The 18,805-nt window shown below is 41.4% G+C and carries 24 protein-coding genes; 1 reads left to right on the forward strand and 23 read right to left on the reverse strand.

Annotation, left to right across the window (positions count from 1 at the left end; all coding sequences use genetic code 11):
* Position 1: 1 nt before the first annotated feature.
* Entirely contained in the window at positions 2-733 is a 732-nt protein-coding gene (budA, locus tag MK396_RS06475; protein WP_000375405.1) for an acetolactate decarboxylase, read from the reverse strand.
* Between the two features lie 145 nt (positions 734-878).
* On the opposite strand from budA, the gene MK396_RS06480 reads away from it, so the two are divergent.
* Positions 879-2,150 carry a PLP-dependent aminotransferase family protein gene (locus MK396_RS06480; protein WP_268724058.1) on the forward strand — a complete coding sequence of 424 codons (1,272 nt, stop codon included), beginning with the start codon at positions 879-881 and terminating at the stop codon, positions 2,148-2,150.
* A gap of 19 nt (positions 2,151-2,169) precedes the next feature.
* Here the strand turns inward: MK396_RS06480 and MK396_RS06485 are convergent, their stop codons facing one another.
* From MK396_RS06485 to MK396_RS06590, 22 genes are all read right to left on the reverse strand, one after another.
* Positions 2,170-2,985, reverse strand: a complete 816-nt coding sequence (locus MK396_RS06485; RefSeq protein WP_268724059.1) for an ABC transporter substrate-binding protein — start codon at positions 2,983-2,985, stop codon at positions 2,170-2,172.
* Positions 2,986-3,141: 156 nt separating this feature from the next.
* Entirely contained in the window at positions 3,142-3,795 is a 654-nt protein-coding gene (phoU, locus tag MK396_RS06490) for a phosphate signaling complex protein PhoU (protein WP_268724060.1), read from the reverse strand.
* 11 nt (positions 3,796-3,806) lie between these two features.
* A complete protein-coding gene (gene pstB / locus MK396_RS06495) occupies positions 3,807-4,565 on the reverse strand; it encodes a phosphate ABC transporter ATP-binding protein PstB (protein WP_268724061.1) in 759 nt (252 codons plus the stop codon).
* Positions 4,566-4,577: 12 nt separating this feature from the next.
* A complete protein-coding gene (gene pstB / locus MK396_RS06500) occupies positions 4,578-5,381 on the reverse strand; it encodes a phosphate ABC transporter ATP-binding protein PstB (RefSeq protein ID WP_000049851.1) in 804 nt (267 codons plus the stop codon).
* A 10-nt stretch (positions 5,382-5,391) separates the two neighbouring features.
* The gene (gene pstA / locus MK396_RS06505) at positions 5,392-6,276 is read right to left on the reverse strand and encodes a phosphate ABC transporter permease PstA (protein WP_268724062.1); all 885 of its coding nucleotides are present in this window, start codon (positions 6,274-6,276) and stop codon (positions 5,392-5,394) included.
* Positions 6,266-7,183, reverse strand: a complete 918-nt coding sequence (gene pstC, locus MK396_RS06510) for a phosphate ABC transporter permease subunit PstC (RefSeq protein ID WP_001070951.1) — start codon at positions 7,181-7,183, stop codon at positions 6,266-6,268. Before pstC ends, pstA begins: the two co-directional genes overlap by 11 nt.
* Positions 7,183-8,061, reverse strand: a complete 879-nt coding sequence (locus MK396_RS06515; RefSeq protein WP_268724063.1) for a phosphate ABC transporter substrate-binding protein PstS — start codon at positions 8,059-8,061, stop codon at positions 7,183-7,185. Before MK396_RS06515 ends, pstC begins: the two co-directional genes overlap by 1 nt.
* A 210-nt stretch (positions 8,062-8,271) precedes the next feature.
* Entirely contained in the window at positions 8,272-9,576 is a 1,305-nt protein-coding gene (locus MK396_RS06520) for an RsmF rRNA methyltransferase first C-terminal domain-containing protein (RefSeq protein ID WP_268724064.1), read from the reverse strand.
* Positions 9,577-10,350 (reverse strand): inositol monophosphatase family protein, encoded by a 774-nt coding sequence (locus MK396_RS06525; protein WP_268724065.1) that lies wholly within the window; start codon positions 10,348-10,350, stop codon positions 9,577-9,579. It lies immediately after the preceding gene.
* Positions 10,340-10,618: a UPF0223 family protein gene (locus tag MK396_RS06530; RefSeq protein WP_268724066.1), complete on the reverse strand. Its 279-nt coding sequence runs from the start codon at positions 10,616-10,618 to the stop codon at positions 10,340-10,342. Before MK396_RS06530 ends, MK396_RS06525 begins: the two co-directional genes overlap by 11 nt.
* Positions 10,619-11,020 (reverse strand): Spx/MgsR family RNA polymerase-binding regulatory protein, encoded by a 402-nt coding sequence (locus tag MK396_RS06535; protein WP_000631261.1) that lies wholly within the window; start codon positions 11,018-11,020, stop codon positions 10,619-10,621.
* Between the two features lie 220 nt (positions 11,021-11,240).
* Positions 11,241-11,858, reverse strand: coding sequence for a TIGR01906 family membrane protein (locus MK396_RS06540; protein WP_268724067.1), 618 nt, complete (start codon positions 11,856-11,858; stop codon positions 11,241-11,243).
* Positions 11,848-12,621 carry a TIGR01457 family HAD-type hydrolase gene (locus MK396_RS06545; RefSeq protein ID WP_049538306.1) on the reverse strand — a complete coding sequence of 258 codons (774 nt, stop codon included), beginning with the start codon at positions 12,619-12,621 and terminating at the stop codon, positions 11,848-11,850. The genes MK396_RS06540 and MK396_RS06545 overlap by 11 nt, the downstream gene beginning before the upstream one ends.
* A 10-nt stretch (positions 12,622-12,631) precedes the next feature.
* Positions 12,632-13,369, reverse strand: a complete 738-nt coding sequence (locus MK396_RS06550) for an acyl-[acyl-carrier-protein] thioesterase (RefSeq protein ID WP_268724068.1) — start codon at positions 13,367-13,369, stop codon at positions 12,632-12,634.
* 4 nt (positions 13,370-13,373) lie between these two features.
* A complete protein-coding gene (hemW, locus tag MK396_RS06555) occupies positions 13,374-14,504 on the reverse strand; it encodes a radical SAM family heme chaperone HemW (protein ID WP_268724069.1) in 1,131 nt (376 codons plus the stop codon).
* A gap of 73 nt (positions 14,505-14,577) precedes the next feature.
* Entirely contained in the window at positions 14,578-14,976 is a 399-nt protein-coding gene (locus MK396_RS06560) for a YtxH domain-containing protein (RefSeq protein ID WP_268724070.1), read from the reverse strand.
* Between the two features lie 15 nt (positions 14,977-14,991).
* Complete coding sequence (locus MK396_RS06565) at positions 14,992-15,375, reverse strand: DUF948 domain-containing protein (RefSeq protein ID WP_268724071.1); 384 nt, start codon at positions 15,373-15,375, stop codon at positions 14,992-14,994.
* On the reverse strand, positions 15,376-16,164 hold the full coding sequence (lgt, locus tag MK396_RS06570; RefSeq protein WP_000609715.1) for a prolipoprotein diacylglyceryl transferase: 789 nt from the start codon (positions 16,162-16,164) through the stop codon (positions 15,376-15,378).
* Positions 16,157-17,092: an HPr(Ser) kinase/phosphatase gene (gene hprK, locus MK396_RS06575; RefSeq protein WP_000115136.1), complete on the reverse strand. Its 936-nt coding sequence runs from the start codon at positions 17,090-17,092 to the stop codon at positions 16,157-16,159. The genes lgt and hprK overlap by 8 nt, the downstream gene beginning before the upstream one ends.
* Positions 17,093-17,223: 131 nt before the next feature.
* Positions 17,224-17,400 carry a 30S ribosomal protein S21 gene (gene rpsU, locus MK396_RS06580; RefSeq protein WP_000048054.1) on the reverse strand — a complete coding sequence of 59 codons (177 nt, stop codon included), beginning with the start codon at positions 17,398-17,400 and terminating at the stop codon, positions 17,224-17,226.
* Positions 17,401-17,493: 93 nt separating this feature from the next.
* Positions 17,494-18,051 carry a hypothetical protein gene (locus MK396_RS06585; RefSeq protein ID WP_268724072.1) on the reverse strand — a complete coding sequence of 186 codons (558 nt, stop codon included), beginning with the start codon at positions 18,049-18,051 and terminating at the stop codon, positions 17,494-17,496.
* Positions 18,052-18,184: 133 nt separating this feature from the next.
* Positions 18,185-18,805, reverse strand: coding sequence for a Type 1 glutamine amidotransferase-like domain-containing protein (locus MK396_RS06590; protein WP_000811175.1), 621 nt, complete (start codon positions 18,803-18,805; stop codon positions 18,185-18,187).

The following is an 18,805-nucleotide window of genomic DNA, read 5'->3' on the forward strand; positions in this document are numbered from 1 at the left end:
CCTATTCTGACTTATCAATATCTTTCTTCATCTCGTCAACGTTAAATTTGGCAAATAAATACTGGCGATCTTGGACTGGAAAACGTTGGTCCAACTGGTCGACTGCCCCAACCTCAATCATTCCTTCTTTGATAACAAAGTCCATCACATGCCCACCAAAGGTCAAATCATCTGAGATGAAATGCAAATGGTAACCTGCAACACTCACTCCATGGAAAATCTCCGGTGTCCAAAATCCAACAATGGTTCCCGATACATTTTCACGGCTATATTCAGGTTGGTGAGTCGCGACATCAGCAAACTTGGTATCAGGTGTGGATTTGGGAATCATTCGCACGTGCATTTGTGAAAATTCGCCATGAATCTTGATGGAACGAAAAAGATTTTCCCCATCATAATAGGATTCAATTCTTTTTTCCAATTCTTTATCTGTCATCTCAAAGCGCTGGCGAAAAATCACTTCTGCCTGATGAGGAACCACTGCTGCATAGGGAATAAGAGCATCCGCTGCCACTTCAACGATTTCAGGCGTTTGACCAGATCCCTTGGCTTGATAAGCCTTGCCATCAAGGACAATCAACTCCCCATCAATCGAATCCAAAGTCCCCAAGCCGAGGTCACCATGTTCCAGCAACTCTCCTACTGTCATGGTTCCACCATAGAGACCTGCCATTAGGGCACCTAGAGTATTGTATTGAAATAATTTAACCGGTTCCTGCACTTTTCTATCCATTCTCTTTCTTATCTTCTGTTCAATGAATCATTATACTTTCTAAGTATACCACATTTGCTCCTAGTTGTGAAAGGGAGAAATGCTTTTCCCATTGCAAAGGAGGCAAAAAAAAGGTACAATGTAACAAAATCAAGGGAGGTCTGGAATGAAGAAAGAAAGTAAATACCAAGCAGTCGTTTCCTTTCTAAAAAAGGGGATCGAATCAGGAAAATTCCCAACAGGTAACCGGCTTCCCTCCATACGTCAACTGAGCCAAGACTTCCACTGTAGCAAGGACACTATCCAACGAGCCCTACTGGAATTACGCCATGAACAATATCTCTATGCCAAGCCCCAAAGTGGCTATTATGTTCTAGAACAGGGGCGGCATCAGGACTTGGAAATCGAAGTCACTGACGAACATGCCAGTGCCTATGACGACTTTCGGCTCTGTGTCAATGAAACCCTGATAGGTCGAGAAAACTATCTCTTCAACTACTATGATAACCAAGAAGGCCTTGAGGAACTCAGACAATCTGTCCATCAACTCTTCTTTGACCAGGCTCTCTACTGCAAACCCGACCAACTGGTTCTAACATCTGGTACCCAGCAAGCTCTCTTTATCCTTTCTCAGATCAACTTTCCGAGCGAGGGAGAGGAGATTTTGGTCGAACAACCGACCTACCACCGAATGAATCGCCTCTTGGTCGCTCAAGGATTAGCCTACCAGACCATTGAACGCCGTATTGATGGCATTGACCTTGAAGAACTGGAAGAACAGTTCAAATCTGGGAAAATCAAGTTTTTCTACACTATTCCTCGCTTCCACTATCCTCTAGGTCATTCCTATTCTGATCAGGAAAAAAGGGCTATTCTAGATCTAGCAAACCAGTATGGTGTTTACATCGTAGAGGATGACTATCTAGGAGATTTAGACCCTAAAAAAGGGCAGACCTTCCACTATCTGGACACTGGGGATCGGGTCATTTATATCAAGTCCTTCTCAACCAGCCTCTTTCCAGCCCTTCGTATTACCGCTCTCATTCTCCCAAATGCCCTAAAAAAGGCCTTTATTTCCTACAAAAATATCCTGGACTATGACAGCAATCTCATCATGCAAAAGGCTCTCTCTCTTTACATCGATAGCCGGCTATTTGAAAAAAATCGACTGGCCAGACTGACCCTTCAAGAGAACTATCAGACTCAGATAAAGAAAGTGCTTGAAGAAAACACCTGTCCCTTGCCCCACTATCCTCTACATGATGGTCTTTTGCTTGATTTGAGAGACTACCCTAAAATCACCAGTTTAAAACACAGCTCACTCAAACTAGACTTTTTTGAGAAGGCTTATTTGGATACCTGTCCTTATCAGTTTGCCAAAGTCTCTCTCGAAAATCTAGAAGAGTTATTAGAATACCTAAAAGCAGAATTGGATTAAAGTCCCACTCTGCTTTTTCTTATTGTTCAACTTCTGTTAGTTTTGCTGCTTTTTCAAGATAAGTTTGATAGGTTCCGTCATCTTTCAGTTTTTGGATAACCTTATCGACTACTGCTTTCAGGTCTGATTGATCCTTCTTGATAGCAACAGCATTGGCTTCGCCATCTTTCATCGTCAAATTAACAGATGCAACGACAAGATCTGAGTTTTTACCTGCGTAGCTAAGAGCAACTGGTTCATCCATATGAACAGCATCTACTTTTCCAGCCTGCAATTCATTAACTGCTTCACCCATATTGGTCAAGGATGTCAATTGGACATTTGGTAATTGTTCCTTGACCATGGTTTCTGGAACAGTTCCCTTTTGAGCTGCGATATTCGCACTTGCAAGGCTTGAGAGATCCTTGTACTTGTCTAAATCGGATTTTCTCACCAAGAAACTCATTTTGTTTTCATAGTAAGGAATTGAAAAGTCAAAGACTTCCTTTCTCTCATCTGTAGCACTAATTCCTGCAATGGCTAAGTCAGCCTTTCCAGTTTGAAGGCTGGTCAAAACATTGTCAAAACTCATGCTAGAGATTTCAAGTTTAACCCCAAGCTCATCCGCAATCGCTTGAGCCATATCAATATCTGCCCCAACCACCTGGTTTTTACCATCTACCAATGATTGGAATTCAAAAGGTGCATAGTCTGGGCTGGTCGCAACGACTAGCTTTCCTTTTTGTTTAATAGCGTCCACAGCTGACTGGGAACTATCCGTACTGGATTGACAAGCTACTAAAATCACGCTGGCTAGCATGCTACATACAACTAATATCCATTTCTTAAATTTCATAAATAAACGACCTTTCTATTATTTCTGAATAATTATAACTCTTTTAAAAATAGTTGTCAACCCTTTTAGAGATTTTGAATATAAAATAATTCCTTTCATAAAAAGAAGACTGATTTATCACAATCAGCCTTTTATTCTGTATATTTAAACCGTTTCTTATAGTTCGACAATCTTCCCTGTTTCAAAGTAAACAACCCATTCACAGATATTTTTAGCGTAGTCTCCGATACGTTCCAAGAAGGAAATTACCTGGAAGTAATCACGGCCTGTAACGATGGCTTCAGGATGTTTCCTAATCTCCTCTGTAGTAAGATCACGAATACTATCAAAGTAATGGTTGATTTTTTCGTCCATCGCTGCTACTTCGTAGGCTTGATCCACCGAACCGTTCAGATAGAGATCTAGAGCCGCTTCGACGAAGTTTTTCACATCGCGTCCCATCTTTTTGATTTCTTCTTCAACTGCAGGAATGCGTTGTTCCCCCTTCATACGAATAGTTGCTTTTGCGATTGACACCGCATGGTCTCCCATACGTTCCAGGTCCGATACTGCCTTGAGAACGGTCAATACAGTACGGAGGTCCTGAGAAACAGGTTGTTGAAGCGCGATCATTTCAAATGATTTCTTTTCAAGTTTCACTTCATATCCATTTACTTCTGCATCTTCCTCAATAACTTCTTTTGCCAAATCACGGTCATGTGTGACAAAGGCACGCACTGTACGATTGATTTGTGAGAGCACTTCTTGTCCCATGGCATAGAACTGGTTGTGCAATTTCTCCAAATCTTCTTCAAATTGAGATCGTAACATCATTCAACTCCTTATCCAAATTTTCCTGTAATATAATCTTCTGTTTCCTTGTTTTGTGGGTCTAGGAACATTTTCTTAGTATCGTTAAACTCGATCAAATCCCCATCTAGGAAAAATCCTGTTTTATCAGAGATACGAGAGGCCTGTTGCATCGAACGCGTTACCAAGAGCATGGTGTATTTATCTTTCAGACCATACAAGGTTTCCTCAATCTTACCAGCCGAGATAGGATCCAAAGCTGAAGTTGGTTCATCCAAGAGAATAATCTTGGGACTGGTTGCTAAGACACGAGCAACACAAACACGTTGTTGTTGGCCACCTGAGAGACCAATGGCTGAATCATGCAAGCGATCCTTGACCTCATCCCAGATAGAAGCACGTTGCAAAGCTTTTTCTACTGCTTCATCCAAAACATGTTTATCCTTGACTCCATTGATACGTAGGCCGTAGACAACATTTTCATAGATAGACATAGGGAAGGGATTGGGCTGTTGAAAAACCATACCGATTTCCTTACGCAATTCAACCGTATCGGTACGTGGACTGTAGATATTGTGGCCATTATAAATCACTGTTCCAGTTGTTGTCACCTCAGGATTTAGATCGCCCATGCGGTTGATGGCTTTGAGCGGGGTGGACTTTCCTGATCCAGAAGGACCAATCAAGGCGGTTATTTCCTTAGGTTGGAAAGAAAGGGAAACACTATTCAAGGCCTTCTTTTTATTGTAATAAACGGACAGGTCTTTAACCTGCAAAATCGGTTCTGTCATACTGCTTCCTTTCTAACCAAAGTGTCCTGTTACATAGTCATTGGTTGACTGTAACTTAGCATTTTGGAAAATATTGGATGTCTTATCATACTCAATCAAATCACCCAAGTAGAAAAATCCTGTGTAGTCACTTGCACGCGCAGCCTGTTGCATACTGTGGGTAACGATGATGATGGTAAAGTCCTTCTTCAATTCCAACATGGTTTCTTCCAGTTGGGCTGTCGCAATCGGATCCAAGGCTGACGCCGGTTCATCCATCAAGAGGATATCTGGCTTGACAGAGATGGCGCGAGCGATACAGAGACGTTGTTGTTGTCCACCAGAAAGCATCAAGGCTGATTTGTGGAGGTCGTCTTTGACCTGATCCCAAAGGGCAGCCTGTCGGAGAGAGGTTTCTACAATTTCATCAAGTACTTTCTTGTCCTTAACACCTGCACGTTCATGAGCAAAAGTGATGTTGCGGTAAATAGACTTGGCAAATGGATTTGGACGTTGAAAGACCATTCCGATATGCTTGCGCATCTCATAGACATTGATTTCTGGACGGTTGACGTCAATCCCTCGGTAGAGGATTTGACCTGTGACCTTGGCAATATCAATGGTATCATTCATCCGATTGAGACTGCGAAGATAGGTAGATTTCCCAGATCCAGAAGGACCAATCAAGGCTGTAATTTTATTTTTTTCAAATTGCATATCGATGCCCTTGATGGATTCATTTTTACCGTAGTAAACATGTAAATCCTTGGTAGAGAGGGCCACTTTTTCTTCAGGAAAGGTGATGATATGCTTTTCATCCCAGTTATATTTTGACATGGCTTCTCCTTTAGGCAGCGGTTAATTTCTTGTGTAAATAGCTTCCGAGTTTGCGAGCTCCAAAGTTAAAAATCAAGATAAAGATGAGGAGCACAGCAGCAGAACCAGCAGATACAATGGTTCCATCAGGAATGGTTCCTTCACTGTTGACCTTCCAGATGTGGACCGCCAAGGTTTCTGCTTGACGGAAGATTGAGATAGGACTGGTAACACTGAGGATATTCCAGTTAGACCAGTCAAGGGCTGGAGCGGATTGTCCTGCCGTATAGATAAGAGCGGCGGCCTCACCAAAGATACGGCCAGATGCCAAGACAACACCCGTTACAATACCTGGAAGGGCTTCTGGAATGACGACATGGACTACAGTCTCCCAACGAGAAATTCCAAGAGCCAAACCAGCCTCACGTTGCGTATGGTGAACGTGTTTTAAACTGTCCTCAACATTTCGAGTCATCTGAGGGAGGTTAAAGACCGTCAAGGCCAAGGCACCTGAAATGATTGAAAATCCATACTCAAACTGGACTACAAAGATCAAGTAACCAAAGAGACCCACAACGACTGATGGTAGAGAAGACAAAATCTCAATACAGGTGCGAATAAAATTGGTCACAGGTCCTTTTTTGGCATACTCAGCAAGGAATACGCCAGCCCCCATAGATAAAGGCACAGAGATAATCAAGGTAATGACCAGAAGGAAGAAGGAATTGTAGAGCTGAATTCCGATACCCCCACCTGCTTGATAAGAGGAAGATTTCCCTGTCAAGAAGGACCAAGAGATATGCGGTAACCCTCTCACCAAGATATAGAGAATCAAAGATGCCAAAATGGTCACGATGATACCCGCGATGGTATAGAGGACAGCTGTTGCAAGTTTATCTAATTTCTTAGCGTGCATAGTTTTTCTTTCCTCTTTCTTTCGTAATCAATTTAATCACACTGTTAAAGGCCAAACTCATCAAGAGCAAGACTAAGGCCAGTGACCAGAGAACGTTATTATCAACCGTTCCCATGACGGTATTTCCGATACCCATAGTCAATACAGATGTCAAGGTCGCAGCTGGTGTTGTTAACGAGGTTGGGATAACTGCTGAATTTCCGACCACCATCTGAATAGCAAGGGCTTCACCGAAAGCACGCGCCATCCCAAAGACCACTGCAGTGAAAATACCTGAACGTGCTGCTTTCAAGGTCACACGCCAGATGGTTTGCCAACGAGTGGCTCCCATAGCTAAACTGGCTTCACGGTAATGACGAGGAACAGCACGCAAGCTGTCTGTTGTCATAAAGGTTACAGTTGGTAGGATCATGACAAAAAGAACGAAAATCCCTGACAAGATCCCAAAACCAGTTCCACCAAAGACGCTACGAACAAAAGGCACCACAACTTGTAAACCGATAAATCCATAGACGACTGAAGGAATACCGACGAGGAGTTCAATGGCCGGTTGCAAAATCTTTGCACCCTTTGGTGATACTTCTGTCATAAAGACTGCAGCACCAATAGCAAAGGGTGTTGCGATGAGGGCTGATAAAATCGTCACAATAAAGGAACCCAAAATCATTGGAAGGGCACCAAATTGTTTCCCTGAAGGATTCCAAGTTTGTCCAAAAAGGAAATCAAAGATGTTGACCCCATTGACAAAGAAGGTCGATAAGCCTTTTTGGGCTACAAAAATCAAAATCATTGCCACAATGATAACAATCAAAGAAAGGCAAGTGAAGGTCAAACCTTTACCAAACTTCTCAAGGCGAGAGTTCTTTGAAGGAGATAGTAATTTTTTTGATAATTCTTCTTGATTCATTATTGACCTCCTTCTACTGCTGTAACGGTACCTGAAGCATCCTTTTGGACTTTCATTTCATTGATGGAGATATAGCCCATGCCCTTAACAATCCCATTTTGGGCTTCATCTGACAGAACGAAATTCAGGAATTCAGTAGCTAACTCATTTGGCTGACCAAGTGTGTACATATGTTCATAAGACCACAAAGGCCAGTTATTGGTCGTTACATTTTCAGACGTAGGCTCATACCCATTCAGTTTCATACTTTTCACGGAGTCATCTACATAGGCAAAAGCCAGGTAAGAAATAGCTCCAGGTGTTTGGGATACAATCGACTTGACCATCCCGTTAGAATCCTGTTCTTGGCTCTGCATTGCTGCTTGGCCATTCATAACCACCGTATCAAACGTCGCTCGTGAACCAGAACTTGCTGCTCGGTTGATGATTGAAATTGCCAGGTCCTTGCCCCCAACTTCTTTCCAGTTAGTTACTTCACCAGTAAAGATCTTGCGAAGTTGCTCGATTGTGAGATTTTCAACATCCACTTCCTTGTTTACAATCACTGCAAGACCAGCCACTGCAACCTTGTGGTCTACTAGAGCTGAAGCATCGATTCCTTCTTTTTCCTCTGCAAAGACGTCAGAGTTCCCGATGTCAACTGCTCCAGACTGGACTTGAGATAGTCCTGTACCCGATCCACCACCTTGAACATTAACTGTTTTTCCGATGTTTCTAGAACCGAATTCATCTGCTGCCGCTTCGACAAGAGGCTGAAGAGCAGTTGAACCAACTGCTGTCATGGATTCTCCACGATCAATCCAGCTAGCACATCCTGCTAGAGAACCTGCCATCAAAAGAGCTGCAAGAGACATGACAAGCTTTTTTCTTTTTTTCACTGTTATTCTCCTTGAACATAATGATAAATGTTCTGATTTCTTCCGTTTGTCCTGATCATCCAATTATCATCAATGATTGTCCCGCTTTGTTTTATCTAGTCATTCTTAGGAGCGGACAATTCCATCGTATAATATAAGTAATAATGAAAGACTTTCAGAAAAAATTCATACTTCCACTATAACATAGAATAGGCTCTTTGACTAGCTTTTTCACCTGAATCTGAGCCCTTTTGGATAATAATTTTTCAAAACATTTCCCGTTACCTTGGCAAAGCCTAATCCGTTTCCTTGAACCACAACTTGGTACCAACCATTTGGTCGAGCTTCAGACAGTTGAACAGTCTCACCAGCCACATATTTTACAAAGTCCTCATCATTGATTTCGACCCTTTGTTTTACTTGACTTGGTGTTAAGGCTAAACCGAGAGCAAAGCTTGGTTCGAAGCGTTTCTTCTTAAAAGTCCCCAGATGGATTCCATTTCGGGCAATTTTGAGTTTCCCTAGATCAGGTAGCATCTCTGGCAGGAGATAGAGCTGATCTCCAAAAGTCTGCAAGATACCAGTTAGATTGATCTGCAAGTGTTTTTGGGCAAAATCATGCCACAAGGCCGGTTGTTCACGACTGAGATTGCTCTTGCTATCTTTGAATTTAGGTGCTGGATTTTGTCCCTTAAAGTGCAGGTGGGCAACAAACTGACCTTCTCCCTTGAAATGATGAGGGTACATCCGAGCCGTTTCAGGAAGATCCATTCCTGCTACCATACCGTTCACATGCTCGACTGGAAGCAATTCAAAATCATAAGTATCCAGCAACCAGTGGACGATTTCTTCGTTTTCCTCAGGTGCCCAAGTACAGGTCGAATAGACCAAACGTCCTCCTTCTGCAAGCATGGTCACTGCATTTTCTAAAATTTCTCTTTGGAGACTAGCGCATTGACTAGGATAATCAGTACTCCAATAATCCATGGCATCTGGCTGCTTACGAAACATGCCTTCACCCGAGCAAGGGGCATCAAGGACAATCACATCAAAGTAACCTTTAAAAACCTTGGCCAAGCGGTCAGCAGATTCATTGGTCACGACAACGTTTGTCGCTCCAAATCGCTCCATATTTTCCACTAAAATCTTAGCACGCTTGCTTGAAATTTCGTTGGAGACAAGGACTCCTTGATTAGCCAGATAAGCTGCTAGTTGAGTGGATTTTCCACCTGGTGCTGCAGCCAAGTCCAAGACCTTCATACCAGGACTTGGTTGAGCCACCTGGGCCACCATTTGGGCTGCAGGCTCTTGCGAATAAACGAAACCTGTCACGTGCTCTGGTGACTTTCCAGAAACCTTACCATAATACCCCCAAGGTGTATTTGGAATAGCATCTGCAAACGATAACTGACTTTCTTTTAAGGGATTGACCCGAAAAGCCGAAACTGCTTCTTGTTTAAAAGAGGCAAGAAAGTCTCTTGCCTCATCTTCTAGTATCGCTTCATATTTTTCAACAAATCCTTCTGGAAATTGCATTTAGTTCTCTTTCCTTTCGTAGATATAAGACTGAATCTCTTCTTGCATCTCGATTGGCACCATCATGACAGGCTGACGCGTTTTAAAATCAGCGGGCTCACCTGATACCGTAAGAAGACGATAACCCAGACTTTCCCCTAAGATACTGGCCGCAGCGTAATCCCATGGTTGCAAGTAGGTAATATAAGTCATAAGACGACCACATAAAACCTTGGCAAAACTAATGGCCGCACTGCCATAGACACGGACTCCCAACGCTGCTCGACCCAAATCCGCCAAGCCCCACTCATTGCTTTCAAACATACCTGAGTTACCGGCAACTAAAAATTCTTGAAGAGGTTTCTTTTTAAAAGGCGGTAAGGGCTCATTATTGCGGCAAGGAGGAAAAGCACCACCACCATGATAGCAATCGCCTTTCATGACATCATAAATAATGCCAAATTTGCCCACACCATCCTCAAAATAAGCCAACATCACAGCAAAATCTTCCTGCTGGGCGACAAAGTTATTGGTACCGTCAATGGGATCAATCACCCAAACGGAACCTTGACCGACTGCAGCACGTAAACAACCCTCTTCCGCGCAAATCAAGTCCTCAGGATAGGAGGACTTGATCCGATCAACCAAGAGTTCCTGGACCTCCTTGTCCAAACGTGTCACCAAGTCAGTAGGGGAAGACTTGCGCTCAACCTGCAAATCTTCTTTCATGTGAGCCAAAATATAGTTAGCAGCTTCCTGCACAATCTGTTTGGCAAATTCAAATTTAGTTTCCAAGAGAAATCTTCCCTTCTCTTTTTTCTTTTGCTAATTGAACTGCATGATAGAAGGAATAACCGCTAGCCGTCTCAAATTCGCGATCTAGACGCTTTTCTTCACTTTTGCTCGGAACGACAGACTTAAATTCCTTATAGGAATCTAGCAGTTTTTTTGCTTCTACCTTATCTTCATAAGCAGCTTCAACATCATTAAAAAAAGAAAGCACTGAAGCAAGTTCTTCAGTGCTCCACGACAAATCTAGTGGGTAACTATACTGTTTGTTCATCTATCCTATACCAGCTCTCAATGTTGCTTCTTTCAATTCTTGTTTACGGTAACTACGAGGGAGAAAAGCACGAATCTCATCTTCATTAAAACCGATCTGCATGCGTTTGGTATCTATAATAATTGGGCGACGCAAAAGACTAGGATATTGCTCAATCAACTGAAGCAACTCTGATACCGAGATACTCTCTACATCAATATCCAATTTTTGAAAAATTTTTGAACGAGTTGAAATGATGTCATCAGTACCATTTTCGGTCAAGGAAAGAATATGTTGTAATTCTTTTCTTGTTAAAGGACTAGTCATAATATTATGCTCTTGAAAGGGCACTTTATGCGTCTCTAACCAAGCCTTTGCCTTACGACATGATGTACAACTCGGTGATAAAAATAGTGTAATCATGCTTTTCTCTTCTTTTATCTATACTTGCTATTTCTATTATACAAAAAAATAAAGCGCTTGACTAGGTATTTTTAGAAAAAAAGCCTATTTTTTCATAGAAAATAGACTGTTTTCTGCAAAAATCTCCTGCTTTGCAAGTTTATCTTTAGGATAACCTAACAATAAATAGGGAGTAGAGCAACTTCTCTCGTTTTTTATTAAAAACACAGAATTTTTTCCACTATTTCCTTGCAGCTTTAGCGAGAAGGAAACCAAACATTCCTTCATACAAAGCAAAGAAAAGTAAAAAGGCATGGAGAAAGAAAGTCTCTGGCAAAATCAGAATAACTGAATCCTTTGCTGGATCAAAAAGCCAGGTATCATCTCCCACAAAGAGAATCTGATGGAAAAGAGTAAAGAATTGCTCAAAACCAATCAACACTCCTACAAGGCCAATGACTAGAGGCAATAGCACTAGAATCAGGATACTTTTACGATATAGGGGCAAAAAGCCTTTTTTCACAATCTTTCCAACAAAGAAATAGAAACTTGGAAGTGTCACCAAAGTGACTAGCTGAACCAAGTGGAAGAGATTCTTAACCACCGCAAAGTGGTGTAGACCTGCTGCTGATGAACGAAAATCCGGCATCTCTAAGACCTGACTAAAGGGATTAGTCAGGTAATTCATCAAGATATGAAAATTGTACTGAATGGTTTCTGGCTTTAGATAGACTCGATTCGCTAAGTTCAGCCACTGAATCTCCATGGGATAGAAAACCCATGCCAGATAAATCGTCAGTAGGATAGACAGGGAGAGGAGAAAGAGCATACTTCCCCAAAAGGTTAGTTTAGTTTTCATCAAAATTCCACTCCGCAAGGCTAGACACCACATGAGTTGGTGCGATTGGTAGGTCTGCTACTTCTTCTGCCTTGGTAAAACCTGTCGTCACCAAAAGCGTTGGAATGCCATTGTCAATCCCTGCTCGGATATCTGTCAGGTAGTTGTCCCCAACCATGAGCAACTCTTCTCTTTTCAAACCTAAGTGCTCAACTGCCTTATCCATAATGATAGCATTTGGTTTCCCGATATAAACTGGTTTTACACGTGTTGCTACTTCAAGCAGGGTAATCAGTGAACCAGCACCAGGCAAAAGACCACGTTCCGTCGGAATATTGAGATCAGGGTTGGTTCCGATAAAGTGAGCTCCCTTTTGGATAGCTAGAGTCGCCGTCGCAAATTTTTCATAGTCAACTTGCCAGTCCAGTCCAACTACCACATAAGCAGGATTTTCCTTATCTTCGACATAACCAGCCGCCTGAATGGCATCCTTGAGTCCCGCTTCACCGATGACATAGACTGTCTTCTCCAGTCCCAAGTCATTCATATAGTCGATGGTTGCCAAAGTCGCTGTATAGACAGTTGATAAAGGCGTGTTGATATTAAAATTCTTAGCCAACATCTCTTGTACACTCTCAGGAGTACGAGTTGTATTATTGGTCACAAAGAGGTAAGGAATTTCTCGCTTTTGTAACTCATGGACAAAAGCCTCTCCTGCCGGAATTCGGTCTTTCCCCTTGTAAATGGTTCCATCTAAATCAATTAAATAACCTTTATAAGCCATATCGCCCTTTCTAATTGCCTTCAATTTCTTGCCAAGTAATCATAGCTTGGGCATTTATCTCGCCATCACTAATAATCTCATGCTTGCTTTCTAATCCCTTGAGTTCATAAGCTGAAGCAATCATACCACCTGGTCGCACTTCTTTTACATATTTGAGATTGATTTTCTTTGGAATATACTTGGTCAAAAAGTCTGCTCCCATGACCTCAAAAATCCAATCCAGGTATTTGCTGTTATTGACATGACCATTCATATCCAAGTCGTAAAAACGAACATGGTAATCTTTACTGATCGGGTCTTCTAGGTTAGCATACTTTGGCCCACGGATGAGTTTTTTATCAAACTCAGACTGATAAGGAGCAACAATCTCCGGTTCGACAGCATGAACTTTCCGACTGTCTCGGTCCATCAGAACAAAGGTCACTAACATGCGAATGATTTCTTGACCGGCTTCATCATAGATAGTGAAACGGCGGTAGCAAAAAAGACGATTGTAAGTCAACGCTTCTGTTTCAATCGTAATCTCCTCAGCAAAGCGAGGCAAGCGTACCACGTCAATCGCATAGTCTGTAATAATCCAGACCAGATTGTAGCGTTCTAACATATCCTTGTCGCTAACTCCCAGCTCAATCGACTGCATACCTGATACTTGCAAGGACAGCAAAATCACATCTGGAAGTTTGATATGACCGTTCATGTCCGCCATATCAAAAGGAATTTTCATTTTCATTTGATAAGTTAAGCCCATTATTCTACTCCAAAATAAATCGTTCTGCTACAGTGTCTCCTAAAAAGAGACCCCTCTTTGTCATTCGGACACGGTCATCGTCAATCTTTATGAGACCTTGTTGAACCAAGTCTCTGATGATTTCACCATAAAGTCCATCAAAGGACCGTCCGAATTTTTCCTCAAATCGCGCCATGGAAACCCCAGATTTTTTCCGGAGGCCTAGGAACATTTCTTCTTCCATCTGCTCCCTTTGGCTCAGGTGTTCTTCTGTAATCCGAGCATTTCCTGCCTCTACCGCATTGAGATAGTGGCGGATAGGACCGTGGTTTTTATAACGCACCCCGTCCACATAACCTGAAGCACCTGCACCGATACCATAATACTTGGCATTATCCCAGTACATGAGATTATGGCGACTTTCAAAGCCTGGCTTGGAGAAATTGGAAATCTCATAATGCTCAAAACCAGCTCGCTCAAGTTCTGCAATGATGTACTCAAACATCTCAGCTTCCAGTTCCTCCTTAGGCAGAGGCAATTTCCCTCGTCTCATGCGGTTCATAAAGACCGTATGATTCTCCAAAATCAAGCTATAAAGACTCATATGAGGAATATCAAGCGAGATAGCCTTAGCTACATTGTCCTTTACTTGTTCCATGGTCTGACCAGGCAATGCATAAATCAAGTCGATGGAGATATTGTCAAAACCAGCCAATTTAAGACGGTCGATATTTTCATAAATATCCTTCTCCAAATGACTACGCCCAATCTTTTTCAGCATTTTGTCATCAAAAGTCTGCACACCTAAGGAAACACGATTGACTGGCGACTGTTTCAAAACCGCAATCTTATCCGCGTCCAAATCGCCTGGATTGGCCTCAATGGTCAACTCTTCCAAAACTGACAAGTCCAAGTTTTTAGTCAAGCCATTTAAGAGCACCTCTAATTGCGGAGCTGACAGTGCCGTTGGCGTCCCACCTCCAATGTAGAGAGTTCGCAACTTTTGGATATCATAGGAACGAAACTCCTCTAGCAGATGCTCCAGATAACTATCTACTGGTTGATTCTTGATAAAGACCTTTGAAAAGTCACAATAATAACAAATCTGTGTGCAAAAGGGAATATGCACGTAGGCGGACGTTGGTTTTTTCTGCATAGTACTTATTATACCATAAAGACAGGCTTGCAGATAAAAATCACCATCTCCAAAAACCAGAGATGGTGATACCTTATACTTCAGTAATATCGATGATGATTTCTTCTTGGTCTTTAGCAACGTCTTGAGTTGCTGACTGTTCTTGCAACTGCTCCTTGAGATTGTTAAAGGTTTCTTTTGACGCTTCTGTAGCTTGTCGAGCACAGTTTTTAGCTTGGTCAAGGACACTGTCGAAAGTGATTTCACCAGATTCTACTTGTTCCTTTGTTTTCAGCACAAAGTCAGTTGCCTGTTCCTTCACTTCAGTTAGTTTCTCACAAACCTGCTCTCTAGCATATTCTGGATCTTCTCTCAAATCATCTAGAAAATCCTGAGCTTGACTACAAACTTGCTTACCCTTGTCACTCGTCAAAAACAAAGCAAGAGCTGCACCTGAAACCGTACCTAAAAGGATAGAGGATAGTTTTCCCATAAGATGTCTCCTTTTTTATTTTTTGAAAAATTTACTTGCGACACGAAGAGCTGACAAGCCAGCACCTGTTTTAATGGTCTTTGAACCAGCAGATGAAGCTTTTTTGCCTAAAACACGTGCATGTTGGTTGAGGTCAGAAACTGACTCAGACAAGTCCGCCACCGCCGTAAAGAGTGGATCAATCGTCGCAACTTTGACATTGATATCGTCTGCTAACACATTGACCTTAGCCAACAATTCATTGGTCTGATGCAAGGTAACGTTCACATCTGAGCTCAACGTTTTGATGGTTTTCTCTGTCTCATCAATCATATGACCTGCTTTTTGAATCGTGATTGTCAAATAGACTAAACAGACAATCAAAGCAATCGCAACAAGTATATATGCAACTTCTAACATTTATTTTTCCTCCTCTGTATGATAGAAAGGGGCTTTCTTTCGATTTTGATAAAGTATGATAAAAATACCAAGTCCGATAAGGACAACTGATAACCATTGGGAAACTCGCAGACCAAAGAACATGAGACTATCCGTCCGCATTCCTTCGATAATCATACGACCAAAGCCATACCAAATCAAGTAGAAAGCAGTGATATGACCACGTCTGATTCCCTTTAATTTTCGTCTAAAAATCAGAATCAAAGCAAATCCAATCAGATTCCAAACCGACTCATATAAGAAGGTCGGCTGACGGTAGCTGCCATCGATGTACATCTGGTCACGGATAAAGCCCGGCAAATAATCCAAACTATCTACCGCTGCACCGTAGGCTTCTTGGTTAAAGAAGTTCCCCCAGCGTCCTAAACTCTGGGCAATCATGACGCTCGGTGCTGCAATATCTAAGAAATCCCAAGTATTGATCAGCTTTCTATCTGCAAAGATATAAAGGACAATAGCCCCTGCTATCAAACCTCCATAAATGGCCAAACCACCATTCCAGATGGCAATGATTTCACCTGGATTTTGCAGATAATAATCTAAGCGAAAGAGTACGTAGTATAGTCTAGCACCTAAAATCGCAACTGGAAAAGCAATCAGAATGAAATCCAAAATATCATCTGACAGAATTTTCTTTTTAGGAGCTTCCTTCATGGCAAGGTAGACTGCCAAAATCAAACCAGCCACAATACACAGAGCATACCAACGAATAGAAAAAGGACCGATTTCAAATGCGACTGGATTAATCATTTTTCACCTCATTTTGAGCGATCAGATTTGTCAAGCGTTCTTCAAATAAACGTGTCGCATCAAAGCCCATTTCCTTAGCACGGTAGTTCATGGCAGCCGCTTCAATAACAACAGAAATATTGCGTCCTGTTTTTACAGGGATGCGGATACGCGGAATGGCTACGCCAGAAATCTCGATTTCTTCAGCATTATTTCCTAAGCGATCGAAGGTCTTATGCGTATCATAATTTTCCAAATAAACTGCTAGTTGAACTTGTGAAGAATCCTTAACTGCACTTGCTCCGTAGAGACTCATCACATCAATAATCCCCACCCCACGGATCTCAAGTAAATGCCTCAAAATTTCAGCTGGCTCTCCCCAAAGGGTCATTTCGTCTTTTGCAAAAATATCTACACGATCATCTGCCACCAAACGGTGTCCACGTTTCACAAGTTCCAGACCAGTTTCACTCTTACCGATACCGCTATCCCCTTGGATCAAGACACCCATGCCATAAATATCCATCAAGACACCATGAACACTGGTCCGTTCTGCCAAACGAGAATCCAAATAGCTAGATAATTCTCCTGATAGGCGACTAGTAGCTGTTCGACTGGTTAAAATCGCAATCTTACATTCCCTAGCAGCTTTCAACATTTCTTCTGGAACTACTAAACCACGCGCAACAATAACCACTGGTGTTTCTGGTTGAAACATCTTGGTCAACACCTTATAACGGTTGTGAGAAGACATGGAGACTAAATAAGACCATTCCTTCATTCCCAACAGTTGAAGTCGCTCCGGAGTATAGTAATCAAAATAGCCTGTCATTTCAAGACCTGGTCGAGAAATGTCTGCAGTATTGATTTCTTTTTCAAGTAAATCGCCTTCACCGTAAACAATGTCTAATCTGAGCTTTTCAATGACTTCTTTTACTAAAACCGACATATTTTCCTCCTTCAATCGAGTTCTCCCTACTATTATATCAAATTGTGGTAGGAAGTTTCCTTTTTTTGCAGGATTTACAGTATTTATTTGGAAAGAAAAAAGGCTAGACAAGTCTAGCCTTTCATTTCAAATTAGAATTTTTTACGTTTACGAGCTGCTTCTGATTTACGTTTACGTTTTACAGAAGGTTTTTCATAGAATTCACGTTTGCGTGTTTCTTGAAGAGTACCAGCTTTAGTAACCGCACGTTTGAAACGACGAAGTGCATCGTCAAGAGATTCATTCTTACGTACTACTGTTTTAGACATTTTTTTCACTCCCTTCAAGTTCAAGATCTATTCCATTTTACACACAAAGTGAATAATTGTCAAGAGAAAAGCGACCATAAACTTTTATTATTTTTACTTTCTTCTTTTGAAGATGAAATAAATCACTAAGATGCAGATAATCAATCCTAAAACAGCTGGTTTTACAATCGATATGCCACTTCCTCCACTAAATAAAAGACTATGGGCAACCTTCAGAAACGCTCCAATTACTACTGTTGCTAATAATCCATACCAACGTCTACTCCATGTTAAGGATATAATCGCCGTAAAAAATGCTAGAATCGTTGCCAGAATGATAACTTTTTCAATACTCCATCCGCTCGTAAAATAAGTCTTCTCAAAATTCAAAAACTCAATTACTTTTACATCAACTATTTCCGGCTTTGGAAACCAGAACATGCTAGTAAATAGGCAAAATATAGAAAAGAAAATCAGGCTATAGGATTTTTTATAGGCTCCCATTACAATTGGAATAATAAAGAGAGGGCGAATATACCAACTCAGAGTATTCTGGTGTCTAGTAAATGCCCACTCAAAAAAGCTCGTATCTGATAAAAAAACGACAATGGTAGTAATCGTTAGAAACAAGAAAACAATCCCACCTATTTTATCTAACGTTTTTATTTTCATAACTTTTCCCTTCTTGAATTCATAAAATTAATCTATCCATGGCAGATTCCCACTAAATGAATTATCAACCGCTAATCGTTTTATTGGTAAAATATTAATGTTCTTCCAACCACGCTGTTATTCTACCACGCTGTTATTCTATTGTCAAGATATCTATTTGCTCATCGTTAACGATAATTGCTTGGTGGTTATGAAGCGGTAGCAATTCAAGCTGCTTTTTATACATTTCAAAGGTCTTTTTGCTACTATCGGTAAAAGGTTCCTCACCATAATGTGGAAGGATATAAAAATCCACTTCATCCAATCCCGCTGTATCAGATAACTCTGTCGCTACCGTCTTGTCGTCCATGAGTTTATTGTAGTCAATATCCTTGGCTGTAATGATAGCCCCTGCTGATTCTCCCACATAGACCAACCCATCTCTTATTTGCTCTTTGATGAGAGATAGAAGTTGTTTTTTCTTTAATTCTTGTAATAAATAAAAGGTATTCCCGCCTGAGATATAAAGAATCTTACTTTGGAAAATCTTTGCCTGTGCAGTTTCTCGATCACAAGAAGCAATATCTAGAACCTCTATCTCAAATCCTAAATCTTTGAATGTTTGCTGAGCCTCATCGATATAGGCAGTATAATCCTCTTTGTTCCCAGCGGTAGGAATAAATAAAACCTTGTTTTCTAGATTCTTTTCCTTTGCATAATCGCTAAAAAGCTTTTTGACTCCAGCAAAGTATGAACATAAAAATAATTGTTTCAT

The organism is Streptococcus oralis (genome assembly GCF_026782235.1).
GTDB classification, from domain to species: domain Bacteria; phylum Bacillota; class Bacilli; order Lactobacillales; family Streptococcaceae; genus Streptococcus; species Streptococcus oralis_CC.

Coding starts and splice junctions, on each gene's coding strand:
- budA (WP_000375405.1), bottom strand. CDS start 733: ATGGATAGAAAAGTGCAGGAACCGGTTAAATTATTTCAATACAATACT.
- MK396_RS06480 (WP_268724058.1), top strand. CDS start 879: ATGAAGAAAGAAAGTAAATACCAAGCAGTCGTTTCCTTTCTAAAAAAG.
- MK396_RS06485 (WP_268724059.1), bottom strand. CDS start 2,985: ATGAAATTTAAGAAATGGATATTAGTTGTATGTAGCATGCTAGCCAGC.
- phoU (WP_268724060.1), bottom strand. CDS start 3,795: ATGTTACGATCTCAATTTGAAGAAGATTTGGAGAAATTGCACAACCAG.
- pstB (WP_268724061.1), bottom strand. CDS start 4,565: ATGACAGAACCGATTTTGCAGGTTAAAGACCTGTCCGTTTATTACAAT.
- pstB (WP_000049851.1), bottom strand. CDS start 5,381: ATGTCAAAATATAACTGGGATGAAAAGCATATCATCACCTTTCCTGAA.
- pstA (WP_268724062.1), bottom strand. CDS start 6,276: ATGCACGCTAAGAAATTAGATAAACTTGCAACAGCTGTCCTCTATACC.
- pstC (WP_001070951.1), bottom strand. CDS start 7,183: ATGAATCAAGAAGAATTATCAAAAAAATTACTATCTCCTTCAAAGAAC.
- MK396_RS06520 (WP_268724064.1), bottom strand. CDS start 9,576: ATGCAATTTCCAGAAGGATTTGTTGAAAAATATGAAGCGATACTAGAA.
- MK396_RS06530 (WP_268724066.1), bottom strand. CDS start 10,618: ATGAACAAACAGTATAGTTACCCACTAGATTTGTCGTGGAGCACTGAA.
- MK396_RS06535 (WP_000631261.1), bottom strand. CDS start 11,020: ATGATTACACTATTTTTATCACCGAGTTGTACATCATGTCGTAAGGCA.
- MK396_RS06540 (WP_268724067.1), bottom strand. CDS start 11,858: ATGAAAACTAAACTAACCTTTTGGGGAAGTATGCTCTTTCTCCTCTCC.
- MK396_RS06545 (WP_049538306.1), bottom strand. CDS start 12,621: ATGGCTTATAAAGGTTATTTAATTGATTTAGATGGAACCATTTACAAG.
- MK396_RS06550 (WP_268724068.1), bottom strand. CDS start 13,369: ATGGGCTTAACTTATCAAATGAAAATGAAAATTCCTTTTGATATGGCG.
- hemW (WP_268724069.1), bottom strand. CDS start 14,504: ATGCAGAAAAAACCAACGTCCGCCTACGTGCATATTCCCTTTTGCACA.
- MK396_RS06560 (WP_268724070.1), bottom strand. CDS start 14,976: ATGGGAAAACTATCCTCTATCCTTTTAGGTACGGTTTCAGGTGCAGCT.
- MK396_RS06565 (WP_268724071.1), bottom strand. CDS start 15,375: ATGTTAGAAGTTGCATATATACTTGTTGCGATTGCTTTGATTGTCTGT.
- lgt (WP_000609715.1), bottom strand. CDS start 16,164: ATGATTAATCCAGTCGCATTTGAAATCGGTCCTTTTTCTATTCGTTGG.
- hprK (WP_000115136.1), bottom strand. CDS start 17,092: ATGTCGGTTTTAGTAAAAGAAGTCATTGAAAAGCTCAGATTAGACATT.
- rpsU (WP_000048054.1), bottom strand. CDS start 17,400: ATGTCTAAAACAGTAGTACGTAAGAATGAATCTCTTGACGATGCACTT.
- MK396_RS06585 (WP_268724072.1), bottom strand. CDS start 18,051: ATGAAAATAAAAACGTTAGATAAAATAGGTGGGATTGTTTTCTTGTTT.
- MK396_RS06590 (WP_000811175.1), bottom strand. CDS start 18,805: ATGAAACAATTATTTTTATGTTCATACTTTGCTGGAGTCAAAAAGCTT.